General features: G+C 57.6%; 13 protein-coding genes. 11 read left to right on the plus strand and 2 right to left on the minus strand.

Features of this window, described 5'->3' with window-relative positions; genetic code table 11:
* Window positions 1–249 precede the first annotated feature (249 nt).
* A complete protein-coding gene (locus Mal15_RS14360) occupies window positions 250–915 on the plus strand; it encodes a Fe2+-dependent dioxygenase (RefSeq protein ID WP_147868404.1) in 666 nt (221 codons plus the stop codon).
* Window positions 916–1,123: 208 nt separating this feature from the next.
* Here Mal15_RS14360 and Mal15_RS14365 read toward each other — a convergent pair whose 3' ends face one another.
* Together Mal15_RS14365 and Mal15_RS14370 are read right to left on the minus strand one after the other, a co-directional pair.
* Window positions 1,124–2,683 (minus strand): alkaline phosphatase family protein, encoded by a 1,560-nt coding sequence (locus Mal15_RS14365; RefSeq protein WP_147868405.1) that lies wholly within the window; start codon window positions 2,681–2,683, stop codon window positions 1,124–1,126.
* Window positions 2,684–2,730: 47 nt separating this feature from the next.
* Window positions 2,731–3,222, minus strand: a complete 492-nt coding sequence (locus tag Mal15_RS14370; protein WP_167546817.1) for a PA2169 family four-helix-bundle protein — start codon at window positions 3,220–3,222, stop codon at window positions 2,731–2,733.
* Between the two features lie 373 nt (window positions 3,223–3,595).
* Here Mal15_RS14370 and Mal15_RS14375 point away from each other — a divergent pair, with 373 nt between their 5' ends.
* The 10 genes from Mal15_RS14375 to Mal15_RS14415 all read left to right on the plus strand — a co-directional run bounded on the left by Mal15_RS14375 (window position 3,596) and on the right by Mal15_RS14415 (window position 15,439).
* Window positions 3,596–3,925, plus strand: coding sequence for a DUF4235 domain-containing protein (locus tag Mal15_RS14375; RefSeq protein ID WP_147868407.1), 330 nt, complete (start codon window positions 3,596–3,598; stop codon window positions 3,923–3,925).
* Window positions 3,926–4,252: 327 nt separating this feature from the next.
* A complete protein-coding gene (locus tag Mal15_RS34890; RefSeq protein ID WP_261344623.1) occupies window positions 4,253–4,630 on the plus strand; it encodes a DUF5658 family protein in 378 nt (125 codons plus the stop codon).
* A 90-nt stretch (window positions 4,631–4,720) separates the two neighbouring features.
* Window positions 4,721–4,981 carry a hypothetical protein gene (locus Mal15_RS14385; protein ID WP_147868409.1) on the plus strand — a complete coding sequence of 87 codons (261 nt, stop codon included), beginning with the start codon at window positions 4,721–4,723 and terminating at the stop codon, window positions 4,979–4,981.
* Between the two features lie 59 nt (window positions 4,982–5,040).
* On the plus strand, window positions 5,041–6,063 hold the full coding sequence (locus tag Mal15_RS14390; protein ID WP_147868410.1) for a hypothetical protein: 1,023 nt from the start codon (window positions 5,041–5,043) through the stop codon (window positions 6,061–6,063).
* Window positions 6,064–6,403: 340 nt separating this feature from the next.
* A complete protein-coding gene (locus Mal15_RS14395) occupies window positions 6,404–6,580 on the plus strand; it encodes a YqaE/Pmp3 family membrane protein (RefSeq protein ID WP_147868411.1) in 177 nt (58 codons plus the stop codon).
* Window positions 6,581–6,643: 63 nt separating this feature from the next.
* A complete protein-coding gene (locus Mal15_RS14400; RefSeq protein ID WP_147868412.1) occupies window positions 6,644–7,570 on the plus strand; it encodes a YihY/virulence factor BrkB family protein in 927 nt (308 codons plus the stop codon).
* A gap of 212 nt (window positions 7,571–7,782) precedes the next feature.
* A complete protein-coding gene (locus Mal15_RS34080) occupies window positions 7,783–7,956 on the plus strand; it encodes a hypothetical protein (protein ID WP_167546818.1) in 174 nt (57 codons plus the stop codon).
* A 126-nt stretch (window positions 7,957–8,082) separates the two neighbouring features.
* On the plus strand, window positions 8,083–8,367 hold the full coding sequence (locus Mal15_RS14405; RefSeq protein WP_147868413.1) for a hypothetical protein: 285 nt from the start codon (window positions 8,083–8,085) through the stop codon (window positions 8,365–8,367).
* A gap of 163 nt (window positions 8,368–8,530) precedes the next feature.
* A complete protein-coding gene (locus Mal15_RS35140) occupies window positions 8,531–9,142 on the plus strand; it encodes a response regulator (RefSeq protein ID WP_390623531.1) in 612 nt (203 codons plus the stop codon).
* Between the two features lie 312 nt (window positions 9,143–9,454).
* Window positions 9,455–15,439, plus strand: coding sequence for a PAS domain S-box protein (locus Mal15_RS14415; protein ID WP_147868415.1), 5,985 nt, complete (start codon window positions 9,455–9,457; stop codon window positions 15,437–15,439).
* Window positions 15,440–15,459: the final 20 nt, after the last annotated feature.

Below are 15,459 nucleotides of genomic sequence, written 5' to 3' on the forward strand. Positions count from 1 at the left end.
TTCAGGCATGACCCAATTCAGAGTGAAATGGTCGGAGAACATCTTGCGCGACTTTTTGGGGGGGCTGGATTAGTTCCGCTGAAGGCGGCAGACTTTATAACAGCCGAGAATCCAGGATGCAAATTTTTAGGTCTGTACAAATGTCAGGGGTTGCGGGGATCGTCAGATCGGAGCGAGATCTGTGTCGTCGAAGTCCCGGAAGCGGCGATCCTGTCAAACGTTGATTGATGAAGCTGGGAGTGAAGCGAGATGCTGATTAATGTCCGAAATGTGCTCAACTCGGAGCAATTGAGTCAGATGCAACGATGGCTTGGCGAGGCGGAGTTTCAAGATGGGAAGCTGACTGCAGGAAAAGCGGCCCGAGAGGTCAAGCAAAACCTCCAGGCATCGGGCGGATGGCAATACGCCCGAGAGGCCGAAAAACTGATTGTCAGTGCACTGCAAACAAGCCAACCATTTCTCTTGAGCGCCCGTCCCAAGGTGATCGCGGCGCCAATGTTCGCCTGTTACCGCGAGGGGATGAGTTACGGCCGACATCTAGATAACCCGCTGATGGGACGCAGCCATCCACTGCGAACGGACGTTTCGGTGACCGTCTTTTTGAACGATCCAGACCAGTACGAGGGGGGCCAACTGGTGATCGAGTCCGATGCGGGGCCGTTGTCGGTCAAAGGAAATGCGGGCGATGCGGTCGTCTATCCGGCAACAACGCTTCATCGCGTGGAACCCGTGACCGCGGGCGAACGGCTGGTTGCGGTTACCTGGGTCCAAAGCATGGTGCGGAGCGCCGAGCAGCGGAGGATCTTATTTGATCTTTCGGTCCTCACCAGCCAACTCGCCGAAAGCAGACATCAATCAAAGGAACTGGCCGAGAAATGCCAATTCAACCTGTTCCGAATGTGGGCCGATGTTTAGCGAAACGGACGAACACGTGCGGACATCTACGCGGCAAGAAACTTTAACTTTCATCCTGCACCGGGATTAAGGATTAGATCAGCTTGTTGGTCTGGTCGATCGACTGACCGCCTTGACTCCAGTGCAGCCGTCATGCCGTCAATGTCGGTCAGGTTGAATCCATCGATCGACAGACCGTTGTCGGTGGTTGACGCACTCGATTGAAAAGTCACCGACGGACTAAACCAGGGGCACGGACTTCGCCGCCTCGCGTTGCGCCGAGGGTGGACAGACACAGGTCCATCACATCGACGATCCGCGGGGCGTCGGGGACGGGGAGCCGCTCGAGCGAGACGTCGTCGCTGGTGATGACCGCAGCGGTGGAGTCTTCGGTCAGCAAGGAACCATGGCTGCCGCCGTCGTGAGTGGAGGTTCCGTCGATGGCAAACTCGAATCGTCGGTCTGCGGTGACCCAAATGGGCGATGCGGCGCCCGTGAACGCGCCCTCGATCCGTTCCAAAGCGTTGGGATAGCAGCCGTCATGAAGCAGTTCGCCGTTGTCGAGGCGAAGGTCCAATGCGCTTAGATCTCCGCGGAACGACCATTGATTCCCATAGCGGTCGCCGCCGGTCTGTGTGAATGAGGTTGACTTCTCGTCGGCCCGGCAGAACGTCAGTTGGCCGCGGTCGCGGGTGCGGACGACAAGAGGAGACGCCGCGTTGCCCGGAGCTTCTTGATAGATGACTTGGTCGACTCCGTCGTGGGAAAGTAGCTGCTGGACCACGCGGTCGCGCAGCACCTCGCTGTCTGTCGCGGAGTAGATTGCAGCGGCTCGCATGTTCGGACAGATCAGCAACTCGTCATCATCCCCGAAGCCTGCCGCGGTCTCTGCGATCGAGAATTCGCTCAGCAAATCGTCCAACTTGAGCACGTCGGGCGAATCTTCCCATTGGACTTGCCCGTGATCACCGACGATGACGAACGAGTATTCGGTTCCGACTTTGCTCCAGCCTCCGATCGTTTCGACGAAGTCGGCCAGGAACTCGTCGAACCGCTCCACGCAGGTGGCCGCCGCTTCCTCCAAGCCGGCTTCATGCCCCCGATCATCATTGATCGGAAAGTAAGCGAGCGTAAACTGCGGTAGCGCGTCGGCTTCGGCAAGCGCCATCAAGCAGGCGATCGTGGTTTCGTCGTGGAATCCGTAACGGCCCAGCAGGCCGGATTTCATCCCCGAAACCTCAACGTCGTCGGGAAGTCCGTGAACGAAGTCGCCGAGTTTTAAAAACTTCGGTCCTCGAACCGTCTCGCTCAGGCTTCCCGCGGCCATTCGCAACGTCAACGGAGTGGAGCGAGCGTGTTCATGCGGACCGCGAAACCACATGTAATTGAGACAGGCTGACTCGATCCCCTGTTCGAAAAGGTGTTCGTAAACCAGGGGCGCGTGAAGCCGTTCAAAATTGAGTCGGTCACCGAAGTCTTTCAGGTACTCGTGCAGGCCTTCTTGGAGCGCCAAACGTAGGTCGTCGCCGAAATAAGCCGCATCGTTATTCTTCGGATCCAGCCAGCAGGCGCCCTCGATTCCATGGCGACGCGGGTACTCGCCGGTTGCGATGGAACACGTTGCCGCCGGTGTGATCGAAGGGAAGATCGACAGGCAGGGTAAAAGCGAGCCGCCTTGCTCGAGCAACGTGGCCAAAGCGGGAAGCCGAGCTTTATCGAGGAATCGTCGAACGACGGGCTCTGAAAGCGCGTCGATGACGAACAACACACAGCGCTTGGTTTGGGACATTGCGTTTCAGGGGTTGGTGTAGATTGACCGGGTCGACGAACCGAATCTCAACTACTTTCGTCGTCCAGTCGCTCGTGTGGTGGTTGACCGCTGATTCGTTCCCTCTCCCGTCGGATGGAATCGAGATGCTGACGGAGGCGATCGGCCAGTTCGGTTGAGGTCGCCGGTGTCATCAGAGCCAGTGTTTCGTCGTAGGCATTTTCAAGCATCTTTTCGACATGCCGGATGTCGCGAAGAATCTCCGCTATGTCCCGGCCGATCAAATTTGCCTTGAGATCTAGCCAGCTGCCGTGCAACTTAGCCAGCCAGCTACCGTCTTTCACCGGGCGAACACCGCCGACTTGGACGAAGGTTTGCAACTCGGACGCAAATTTGAGTCGTTGTCGGTTCAGTTGAACCACGTGATCGGAAAGTTCGCTGTCACCGAGATGGGCTGCGGCGTCATTGTAGCCTTCCGCGGAATCGATATTCGCTTGGATCAAATCCTGAAGCCGTTGGACCATTTCGTCGGTCAGCGGCGGGTTGGTGTCAACCGACATGTTGTCAATACCCTGCGTCAACGGTAGGGAGGGATCGGAGGAAAGATAACTTTCGGTCACCCGGACGCAACCGATGTGCCAAAAACGTGGTGTGGTTGGCCGATGATCTCGCGACGGCCTGACGCGGGGGGACTGCATTCGGGTTGTCCGGAAATCAGTTGACGGGCGAGTCGCATCCCGGATCACTTTGTCGGTCGGTGACCTGCCACGTTGATCGCTTTGAAGTCAGTCGGCTGGCAGACCGGGTGGGAGGGCGGTTGGTTGATCCGTTGGCACAGTGTTCGCATTAGCTGCCAATTGGGAGGGCCGCGAGTGTTCCCTGTTATCCGACTCGCCCCTGAAATCCATTCTTCTTACAGGAGTCTTTAAGACGATGCACGATACGATCCACCAACCATTGGAAGACCTGCGCGACAAATTCGGCCAGGCGACGGGCTTGGGTGACACGCCGGAAAGAAACCCGGGAATCACCAAGAGCGAAGCGGTGGTCGCGTTTGCCGCTGCGACTGCGTCCACGTTTGTCATGCGAGAGGCGTTGGAGGCCGTCTGGCGCAAGTCGGTTGGTCAGCCGCCGCCAAAAAACCCGGCCTCGCACACGGTGAGTTGGAAAGAAGCACTGCTTTGGGGGGCTTTGTCGGGTGCAGTGATCGGTGCCGCCCGGATCGCCTCGCGCCGCACGGCGTCGGGTGTTTACCGCCGGTGAATCGGGCGACGATTCTAAGGTAACGGGACGGCTGGTGTTTCGTGGCTGCTGGGCATGGTCGATTCACCAACCAGACGTCGCTACGGCCCAGTCGTAGCCATCTTGATTTGTGCGAGAAGGAACCAAGGCGAATGTTTCCTTGCCCGGGCCTTGCGCGGAAACCTTGCGCTTTGAGCCGGAGATCTCCTCTTCGTCGAGTTGTAAGGAGGGCTCAAACAATTGGCATGGTATCTGCGTCGGTCGACACATCGCTTCAGCCGACGCGCCTTTGACCCAATGTGATGTTCGGTTCGAGCAGAACCGTTCGTACTCGTTGGGGGAGCAGTCGTGCAAGCAACACACAGGAAGATTGAGTTCGTAAATCCGGCGCCCGCTGTAAGCCTCACGCGGGAGTTTGATCGGGCGTCACGGGTTCTAAGCTTTGGATTGATCCTGGCCCTTCTCAATTGGTACGACCTTGAAATGACGCTGTCGGCATTTCAGGCCGGTGTGTTGTATGAAGCGAATCCGATCGCCGAGTGGTTGCTTTCGGCGCACGGGGCGATCGGCTTGCGTGTGTTCAAAGCAGCGATGGTCAGTGTCGCAATGGTCGGATTCCTAGCCGGCCGTCGTCATTGGATGGCCGAGCTTGGATGTCTGGTTTCGATCGTGATCTACACCGTTGTTGCGTTCGCGTGGGTGTTTTACCCGCTCGACTTCTCTTAGGCATTTGCTGTTGGCGGAAAAATCGCGTGTCAGTCCACGCCTGGCGATTTTGAGAATTCGGCCGCTCGTGACAAATGATTGGCACGGCCGTTGCTTCCCGACGAACTTCTGGGCGAAATTGAAATCTTACTTCTAGCGCGGGAGACTGAAGCGATGGCCAACTACACCGAGCCGACTGTTTTGCAAGATGACGAGATTGACGTGACCGAACGTTTGATCCATGAACAAATCAACGTCATTCGTCGAAACTGGAGTCCCACCGAGCGAGCCAACCGCCACGCACTCGGCCGCGCAAGACGAGAGTCTCTGCTGGTAACGCTGGGGATTCATGGACGTGTTCCGAATGCTTAGGCGGCGGTCTTCGGTGAGTTTTAACGCGATTGTGACCGGGCATGTTGCGGAGAGAATCTATGAGAATCGTTAGCCAATCGCTGCTGCTGTTCGTCTTTAGTTGGTTTGGCGCAGGAATCGTCGTTGCTGATGCGCCCGAGCCGAAACCCGGTGTGATCGTTCGGGTGTCCGAATCGTGGATCCAACAGGAACTCGGCGCGTCGATCAACGAGGAAATGGACGTCGACACGATGTTGTTGGGGACGCATGTCGTTGGAAAGGCGAACACGGTCGGGCGAATCGACGCCGACTTGGAGCCCTGTCGTGAATCGGCGTCCATCCGAATCAACTTTTCCGGGCGCGTTTCCAGCAAGACCAACGGTTACAACGGTCCGGTCATCATTCACTCGCGCTGCTGGACGGACTTTGATGCGTCGGTCGTTTTGCGATTCGATCTGGAGAACGGCGTGCGCCGCGAACCCGTTCAGATCAACGGCGAAACGAGTAGTCGGACAGAAGGGATTTCGACACACCGCCGATTGCTTTCTCGCATGACCAAGCGTGTTGCCGCGAAACGCGTTGCGGAGAGACGGGAGCAGACGCTCCGGATCAGCCGTCGCCGTACGCTCGATCGACTCGCGGAACATTTTCAGCGGCATGTCGATCAGCAACTCGCAGCGCTGGACGGATCGATCAGCTTCAACAGCATGCCGGGTTGGTTGAAGTCGATCTTAGGGAATGAGCATCCGCAGTTCTGGTCTTCGGACGACACCCTTTATGCCGTGCTTGGTGCGTCTGCGGCCGACCTGGACGGTGAACGATCGGTCGTGGCGGAGCTGGCCGAAGTGCCGTTGAACGGTCATGCCGATATTCTGATTCACCGCGCGTGGTTGGAAGACCGACTCGGGCCGATGGGCAACCTGTTGGTCGGGGTCAACAGTGCCGGCAGTCTCTTTTCGACGACACCGTCCTCCCCGCTGTCCGTGTTGGTTTCGATGACGAAAATGCGTCTCGTGTCACGCTCTGACTCTTCGTCGCAGCAGTCACCGTGGATCACTATCCCGGTTGATCCGACGACGCTGCTTCAACTTTCTGGCCAGTAGACAGCTCCCGTACGTCCGGCTCGAGACGGTCGCTTGGCCGTGCGAGTCACCGGCCTGTTGGTTAATCGTTTTTGATGAACGAACAACACAGGACGAGCCCGAAACGCTGGCGAGGGGATTTGCTGCGCCCCTTGCTACTGCTGGGGGCTTGTAGGTCAACAGGCCGTAACCACACCTGCGTCACTTGCATTGATGCCGGCGGCAAATCGAGGCATTGTGAAGGTGTGACGCCCAACGTGTTGCGAGAGTTTGGCACGTTAGCTGCTCCTGGGATGGGCAGAACAATCGGGCGATCGCAGCGCTCGGTCTTACTTCACCACGAACCTTTGGGAGTTCTCTGATGTCCACCGTCGCGACGCAAAACAAACTATTGATGATCATCCTCGCGATCCTGCTTCCTCCGGCAGCCGTCTTCGCGCAGAGAGGTCTGTCGGGCCAATTCTGGCTGAACATCGTCTTGACCCTGCTGGGATTCTGGATCGTCGGGATCATTCACGCCCTTGCGATCACGCTGTAGGGCATGCTGTAGGGCATCCGGTCCGGCCGACGGGAAGCCGCATATCAGAGAGAAGGTGCATCGATGAAACTACTCAAGAACACTTTCACGCAGTTCTCTAAGGACAACTGCACGACGTTGGCAGCTGCGTTGGCGTATTACACGGTTTTCGCGTTGCCGCCGCTGCTGTACCTGCTGTTGACGGTGGTCACGTACTCGATGACCCTCGCCTACGACGCAGACGTCGCCAGGGAGAAGGCGAGAGAGTTGATCGAAAATCAGTCCGGTCAGTTGATCGGGAATCACGCAGCAGCAGACGAGATCACATCGATCCTGGAAAATAACCAGCAACAGGGCGGCGTGTGGTGGAAGTCACTCGTCAGCCTGGGAGGCATTCTGTTTGGTGCAACGGGTTTAGTCGCTGCCGTTCAGGCGTCGCTCAACTTGGTCTGGCGGGTTCAGCCCGATCCTGAGCAAGGGGGGGTGAAGTCGTTCGTGGTCAAGCGGATCCTATCGCTCGGGATGATTCTGGGGCTAGGATTTTTACTGCTCGTCTCGATGATCGTCAGTACGGTGCTGGCGGCGGTCGGCTCACAGATCGGTCATTGGATCGGTTTGGAAGAAACGGTCGTTTCGGCTCTGAATTACGGAGTCATCTTCGTCGTCACGATGGTGATTTTCGCCGCGATGTTCAAATTCATGCCGGACGCAGAGATCGCTTGGCGAGACGTTGCGGTCGGAGCGTTCGTGACTGCGGCCCTGTTTTCGTTGGGCCGGTACGGATTGGGCATCTATTTTGAAAACGTCGATCCGGCCGCTCGGTTGGGGAGCGCCGCGGCGTCGCTGGCCGTGTTGCTGGTGTGGGTGTACTACTCGTCGATGATTTTCTTGCTGGGGGCGGAGTTCACTCAGGCGTGGGCGACCGTGTACGGCCGAGGGCTGGAGCCGGAAGAAGGTGCGGTCCGAGTCGAGCGGCGATTGGTTAGCAGTGATCGCGCGACGACGTCGTAGTCGCCAGTGGTCCCCAGGAAAGGACGCTGACTCAAAACGCAGTCGTTGGACGTTTGGTCCGGGGACTGCGTTTTTTTGTTGGTCGACAATCGATCAATGCGGACTGTGTCAAATCAGTTTGAAAAGCGTGCAGCGATTTGACGCGAGTGGCATGTTGGTTGCACCTTCTTTCTCGAAATTGTTTTTGATCAGCACTACTCGGAGAAAGAGAGATGTACCCCGCAACCATTCGCACCGTGCACGGTGTGATCCTGCCGATGGCTCAATTCACCTACGCAATTCGATACTGCCGTGAAAGGCAGGCAGAGCGTGTCAAGACTCGCAAGTGTTCCAGCGGGGCAGGCGAAGTCGGTGCGGGTCTCCGCTGGCGGAGCGACAGCCAATAAGTTTTTGTGACACGGCTGCGATTGGTACAGCCGTTGCATTACTTCGATTTGTCGACGATCTGAGTACTACCGTTCCGTGGGTCACCGCTGTCGACATCGTGACTCACCCGTTTGAAAGAGAATGTCATGTTGAAACAAATTTTTGCGTCGTTCTGTGCCGTCGGCTTGCTGGTCGCGAGCGTTGGCTGTGACGTCGAGCAAACCGAGGAAGGCCGGTTGCCGGACGTTGATGTCGAAGTTTCCGGAGATCCCGGGAACCTCCCGGAATTCGATGTCGACGCCCCTGATGTCGATGTCGAAATGGAAGAGAAAGAGATCGAAGTGCCGGACGTAGACGTGGACGTTGACACCGAGAAGGCCAAGGTGAAGGTGCCGGACGTGGATATCACGTTGCCTGAGGATGACGAATAATCCAAGCCTCGATCGTCGCGTTTCTAAGCGGCCGTTACAAAGATGATTTGTAGCGGCCGTTTTTATCAGCCCCTGGCCGGAGCATCGTTTCATCTTTCAGGGGTGGACCAATCGAAAATAGTGGTTTGATGCATTGACTACTTCTTATGCCAATCGGCGGTGCGTGATCGTTGATGACGTCCGAGCCTATCGCAAGCTGTTGCATCAATGGTTTGTCGAATGGGGATTCTCTTGCTCACTTGCGTCTGGAGCCGAGGAGGCGTGGCGATTGATCCAGCATCAGAAGGTCGACTTGGTCGTCACCGACATCGACATGCCCGGTGTGAGCGGTTTGGATCTGATTCGGGCGATTCGCGAGTCTGGCGGGGCAGATCTGAAGCGTGTCCCGGTCATCGCGATCAGCAGTTTGCAGGACGACGAGATTGAGTCCATCACAAAGAGGGTGGGGGCAATTCGATTTTCCCCAAAACCACTGGACCGAGACGGTCTCTTGCGCGACGTGGTCGCGAGCCTCCAGCCGGACAGTTCCGGTGCCCCACTCTGGTCTCCTGCAAGCGGACGCGAGGAAGCTCCAGTCCCGGAAGCTCCAGTCCCGGAAGCTCCAGTCCCGGAAGCTCCAGTCCCGGAAGCTCCAGTCCCGGAAGCTCCAGTCCCGGAAGCTCCAGTCCCGGAAGCTCCGGTCCCGGAAAGTCCCGACGCCTGTCCGACCATCTCCCCTAAGCTTCGGCGATTGCTTCGTGGGGAATCGGATCACCCGCTACGGCCGAAGAAGTGAGGCGTGGCCAGCGGAAAACCTCCGTTGGTTCGAGCCTTGACTGGAATTCTGTGGAAATCCGCGAGACGAAGCCGTCGCATTCGTCTCTAATTGCGTTGACGGGTAACGACCGGATTCGACGCATCTGTTAGGAAGGGAGAATCCGTGAAGGGCCCGGTGGACCGACTCGATTTGGAAGAGGCGTGATTGACCTGCAAGGCTGAATCGGATTCCATTGGCTCTTGATCGAAAATCGATCGACGCGGGGGGGCGGGTTGCCTCCCGATGGGATTGGCCTGGAAGATCGGCTAGGGAGATGGGGCTGGGTAGCGCATGAATAACAATCATGATGAAATCGTCGACGGACCGCTCATTGTCGGTGTCGGCGCGTCGGCCGGTGGGCTGGAGGCCTTTGGTGAATTACTGCAGCACCTCGGGGATTGCGGCAGGTTATCGTTGGTGTTCGTTCAGCACCGCGAACCTTCCAAGCCGTCACTTCTCGGTCAATTGCTTGAGACGTCGACGAAGATGAAAGTCGTCGAGATCACCGAACGCTGCAAGCTGAAACCCGGCTGTGTCTATGTCGCACCGGCTCGGATGTATTTGGAGATTCAGAACGGCGCGGTGCGTCCGATCGAACTCGGCGGCGAAGACAGTCCACTGACTTCGATCGACCATTTCTTTCATTCCTTGGCCGGTGACCAGGCCGGTCAGGCGATCGGCGTCGTGCTCTCGGGCGCCGGTAGCGACGGAACGGTGGGGTTGAAATCGATCCGGGACGCCGGCGGTCTGACGTTTGCCCAAGATCCTCCGTCCGCCAAATACGACAGTATGCCTACCAGTGCGGCAACGATCGGAGCGGCCGATCACGTCGGTCGCCCCAGCGAAATCGCCGCGGAACTGCGGCGTTACGCGGAGCATGTGGCGGAACTGGGAAAACAGGACCATCTGGCGCGTCTTCACGAGCAGATCGGCGCGGCGATTCCGCTGATTACCAAACACCTGTTGAAGGTGACCGGTCACAATTTTCGGCACTACAAGTCCAGCACACTGACTCGCCGCATTCAGCGACGGATCCAATTGCTGAAACTTGCCGACGCAGATGAGTATCTGACTCGATTGCAGTCCAGCGATGACGAGGCCGAGGCGCTGTTTCGAGAGCTGTTGATCGGCGTCACCGCTTTCTTTCGAGATCCTGAAGCGTTCGATGCGATATCGTCGACCGTGCTGCCAGAGATTTTCGATGGGAAACCCGAAAACGAGACGGTCCGCGTCTGGGTGGCAGGCTGCAGCACGGGCGAAGAAGCATACTCCTTGGCGATGCTTTGCCTCGAGCATGCCGATAGGATGGATGATCCGCCGGAGTTCCAAATCTTTGCCACCGACATCGATGAGCGGGCGTTGCAGGTTGCGAGGGAGGGCAAGTATGCGACGGGGATCGAAGACGACGTGAGCCCCGAGCGTCTGAAGCGGTTTTTCGTCAAACATCGCAACGGCTACCAAGTCACCAAGCAGTTGCGCAGTCGCGTGCTGTTCTCCAAACACAACCTGATCAGCGATCCGCCGTTCTCGCGACAGGACCTGATCGCCTGTCGAAATCTGCTGATCTATCTGGGATCGCATTTACAGGAAAAACTGATTCCGCTTTTTCACTACGCGATGCGTCCGTCCGGATTTCTGTTCTTAGGTCCCAGCGAGACGATTTCATCGCATGGTGAGTTGTTCAACGCGTTGGACAGTCAGTTTCGTATTTCCCAGCGAAAGGAAGCGGCGACGGGGCCGGTCAACGCGCTGACGATGCGGAAAGGTCAGGTCAGGCCCGTTCGCGGCGGTGAGACGCAACCCGACCACACCGTCGATCTCAATGGATTGCGTCAGCGGATCATTCTTGATGAGTTTGCACCGCAGGCCGTCGTGATCGATCAATCCGGTCAAGTGCTCAATGCTTCCGATGGAGTGTCGAAGTACTTGGCGGTCGCGGGCGGCGACTTTCACAATCACGTTGTCAAAATGGCTTGCCCGGGATTGCGGATCGGGATGCGGGCGGCCATCAATGAAGCGACCAAGTTTCGCCGCAAGGTAACACACCGAAACCTCTCGATACGCGACGGCGGTTTAATTCAGCGAGTCATGCTGACGGTTCAGCCGATGCCGCAATTGGGCGAAAACAGCGAATTGTTTCTGGTCGTGTTTCAGGATGTCGGAGAACCGATTCGCCGCGAGGCGCAGGATCGGTCGGGCGATGCCGAGTCCAAGGAAGACCGCGATGCCGACGCAGTCATCTCTCAAATGGAACGCGAGCTCGAAACCACGCGTGGTGACTTGGAACGAACGCTGCAGGATATGGAAGCGGCCAATGAAGAGATGAAGTCATCCAACGAAGAACTGTTGTCGATGAACGAGGAGTTGCAATCGGCCAATGAGGAACTGGAGAGTTCGAAAGAGCAAATCCGCGCCGGCAGCGACGCGCTGGCACGTGCCAACGCGGATTTGGAGAATCTGCTCCGCAGTACGCAAATCGCGACGGTGTTCCTGGATAAACAGTTGAAGATTCGGCGGTTCACCCCGGCGATCAAGGAGATCTATGGGTTGTTGGCGTCCGACGTCGGCCGACCGCTCGAACAATTCGTTCCGTCGGTCGATCAGATGCCGCCGTTGCCTGAACCGGGGACGCTGGACGAGGTTGATGTGATCGAGCACACGGTTCGTGCGAAGTCGGGAAAACACTTTATCCGCCGTGTCCTTCCGTACCGGTCCGCCGCCGGCGTTACAGACGGTGTCGTCGTGACCTTTGTCGATGTCTCGGATCTCGTGCAACGCGAATCTCGATTGGCGGCGTTGATGAGTTCCACCGCCGAAGGGATTTATGGCACCGACCGTGATGGAATCTGCACGTTTGCCAACACCGCCTGTGCGCGACTGCTCGGATACGACTCGCCCGATGATTTGCTGGGCAAGGATATGCATGAGGTGATTCATCACAAACGTCGTGATGGCAGCCGGTATCCGAAAGACGAATGTAAGATCGTCCGTGCGATTCGCGAAGGCAAGCGGATGCACATCGATGACGAAGTCTTCTGGCGCGCCGACGGAACGTCATTCGAGGCCGAGTACTGGTCGCATCCGAAGATTCGCGACGGAGAAATTATCGGTTGTGTCGTGACCTTTTTCGACATCACCGAACGGCGGCGAGATGAACGGATCCTTGCCGAAGCCAAGATGCGTCTTGAGCTATCGCTGGAGGTCGCCGATATCGCTCCGTGGAGTTGGGATATGCAGACCGGCCAACCGGTTTCCAATCCGACGCTGAATCGTTTGTTCGGGTTTGACGAAGATGCGACACCGGCGTTGTTGGAGTTTATCCAGCGGGTCGACGAGTCATCGCGCGAGCGTGTCTCGTTGGCAATCGAACGTGCCATCAAAACGGGCGAGGTTTACGACGAAGAGTATCCCGTCAGATTGCCCGATGGAGAGATGCGGCATTTGCGAGCGCGGGGATTGGTCCGGGCGGCCGACGGTGTCGCGGAAGATTTTTTCGGTGTCATCGCTGATATCACCGAACGCAAACGAAGGGAATTGGACTTGGCCGACCGGGAGGGGCATTTGCGTCGCGTCATCGACCATCAATTGAGTATGGTGGGAGTGCTCAAGCCGGACGGAACGCTGGTCGAAGCCAATGCCACAGCGTTGCGGGCCGGCGGGGTGGAACGCGAAGATGTGATCGGAAAGAAGTTCTGGGAATGTTACTGGTGGAACTACGATGACGAGGTGGCCGATCGGTTGAAGCGTGAGTTTGAACGGGCGGTCGCCGGCGAGATCGTACGCTACGATGCGGTCGTCCGCGTGGGCGATCACGCGACCGCCACGATCGATTTTATGATCAGCCCGGTGCGAGATGCCGACGGACAAATCACTCATCTGATTCCGTCGGGTGTGGACGTCAGTGATCGCAAGGCGGCCGAAAAGGCGGTCTTTCAGCGCGAGCAGCGTCTGCAGTTGGCATTGGATTCCGGAGGGATGGGGTTATGGGAATGGGACATCCAATCGGATCACATCACCTGGTCCGATCAGATGTACAAGATGTTCGCGTATACGGCCGAAGAACTGGAACCGAGCCGAGCCGGTTTTCTGCGGATCGTCCATCCGGAAGACCGTCAGATGTTAGAACGGATGATCGGGTCGGCATTCAGCGGGAACTGTGAGACGCACGAGGTCGAGTTCCGAATCATTCGCGGAAACGACCACGCCACGATGTGGACGCTCAGTCGGGGGCGAATCACGCGTGCCGCCGATGGGACGCCGCTGTCGATGGTCAGCGTCGCGGTCGACGTCACCGAGCGGAAACATTGGGAAAATGAATTGGTCGATCGCGAAGCGCACCTGCGTCGCGTGATCAACAACCAGCTCGGGCTGGTCGGGGTCATCGATCGCAACGGCATCCTGTTGGAAGTCGATGACCGATCGTTGGAAATTGCCAGAACGGAGCGGGAGGAGGTGGTCGGGAAGCACTTTGCCGATGCGCCCTGGTGGAACTATGACCCCGAAGTCGCCCGGCAAATGCGTGACGCGATGCGTCGCGCGCTCGACGGCGAAGTCGTGCGTTACGATGTCTCACTGTTTTCGCATGGCAGCGAGGGTGTGATGATCGATTTCATGATCGCGCCGGTGTTTGACGCCGAGGGAAGGGTCGAGTACCTGATCCCGTCCGGCGTGGACATTCGCGAACGTGTGAAAATCGAACAGGAGCAGCGTTCCGCAACACGACGGATGGAAATGGCGCTTCGCGCCGGAGGAATGGCGGCGTGGGAGTGGTCGCCGACCCAAAGTATTTGGACACGTGAGCTGTACGAGTTGTTGGGGATCGATCCGGAACGCGAAGCCAATTCCGAACTGTTCTTTTCTCTGGTCCATCCCGAGGACGTCGATGCACTCAAGCAGTCCTGGCAGGACGCGATCGACGGCGTCGACACGTATGACAGCGAATTTCGAATCGTTCGCCCCGATGGCCAAATTCGCTGGGTCGCGGGAGTCGGGGAAACGGTGTGTGACGAATCGGGGCGCGTGGTCAGCATGTACGGCGTCAATTGGGATGCGACACAGGAGCACCTGCAAGCCGATGCAATGCGTGAGAGTGAACGTCGCGCCCGCGAAGCCAATGCGTCCAAAAGCGAGTTTCTGGCGAACATGTCTCACGAAATCCGTACGCCCATGACTGCCATCTTGGGTTATGCGGATCTGCTCAAGGAATTGATCGATCACGAGGAGGCCAAACAGTACCTCGAGACGATTCGTCGAAACGGCGATTACTTGTTGGAAATCATCAACGACATTTTGGACCTGTCGAAGATCGAAGCCGGGAAGTTGGATGTGCAGCGTGAGAGTTTTGATCCGCATCGGCTGGTCGAGGATGTACGCAGTATCATGGAAGTCCGCGCCGTCGAAGGAGGATTGACGCTGGAGGTCGACTACGACGGAAATCTGCCACGATTGATTCGATCGGACGCAAAGAGGCTGAAGCAGATTCTGATCAATCTGGTCGGCAACGCGATCAAGTTTACCCCCAACGGCCGGGTGACGATTCGGGTGCGGTTCGTCGCCGCCGAACGGCAATTACACATTGATGTGGCGGACACCGGAATCGGGATCCCCGACCAACAACTCCGTCGGCTGTTTCATCCGTTTGCCCAAGGAGACACCAGCGTCACCCGTAATTTCGGTGGCACGGGGTTGGGGCTGGCGATCAGCCAACGACTGGCTGAAATGTTGGGCGGGGACATTTCGGTCCGGAGTACCGAAGGCGTCGGCAGCACGTTTTCGGTTAGCGTGGCGACCGGCCAAGTCGACGCTTCGGATTGGGACCAACAGGACGGAAGCCAATCAGACGCGGAAGGGGCTGCGTCCACGCAAGATGAATCTCCGATCGAACTCTCCTGCCGGGTCTTGGTCGTCGACGATCGTAGAGAGATCCGTTTTCTTAGCAAGCGTATTCTCACCGGTGCGGGGGCGGTCGTCGACGAGTGCGAGGATGGCCTGTTGGCCGTGGAGCACGTCAGTGATTGCTTGGGTAACGGAAGTTGCCCCGATTTGGTCCTGCTGGACATGCAGATGCCCAAGTTGGACGGCTATTCGACGGCGAGAAAACTGAGGGCGATCGGATACCGGGCACCGATCATCGCCTTGACCGCTGACGCAATGCAGGGTGACATGAATAAATGCTTGGAGGCTGGTTGCAATGACTACCTGTCCAAACCCATCGATGCGAAGAAGTTGTTGCGTCTGGTCAGTCAGATGATCCGCCAATCCGGCGCGTCATCATGAGCTGTGAACCCGCAACACCC

It is taken from the genome of Stieleria maiorica, assembly GCF_008035925.1.
GTDB classification, from domain to species: Bacteria; Planctomycetota; Planctomycetia; order Pirellulales; family Pirellulaceae; genus Stieleria; species Stieleria maiorica.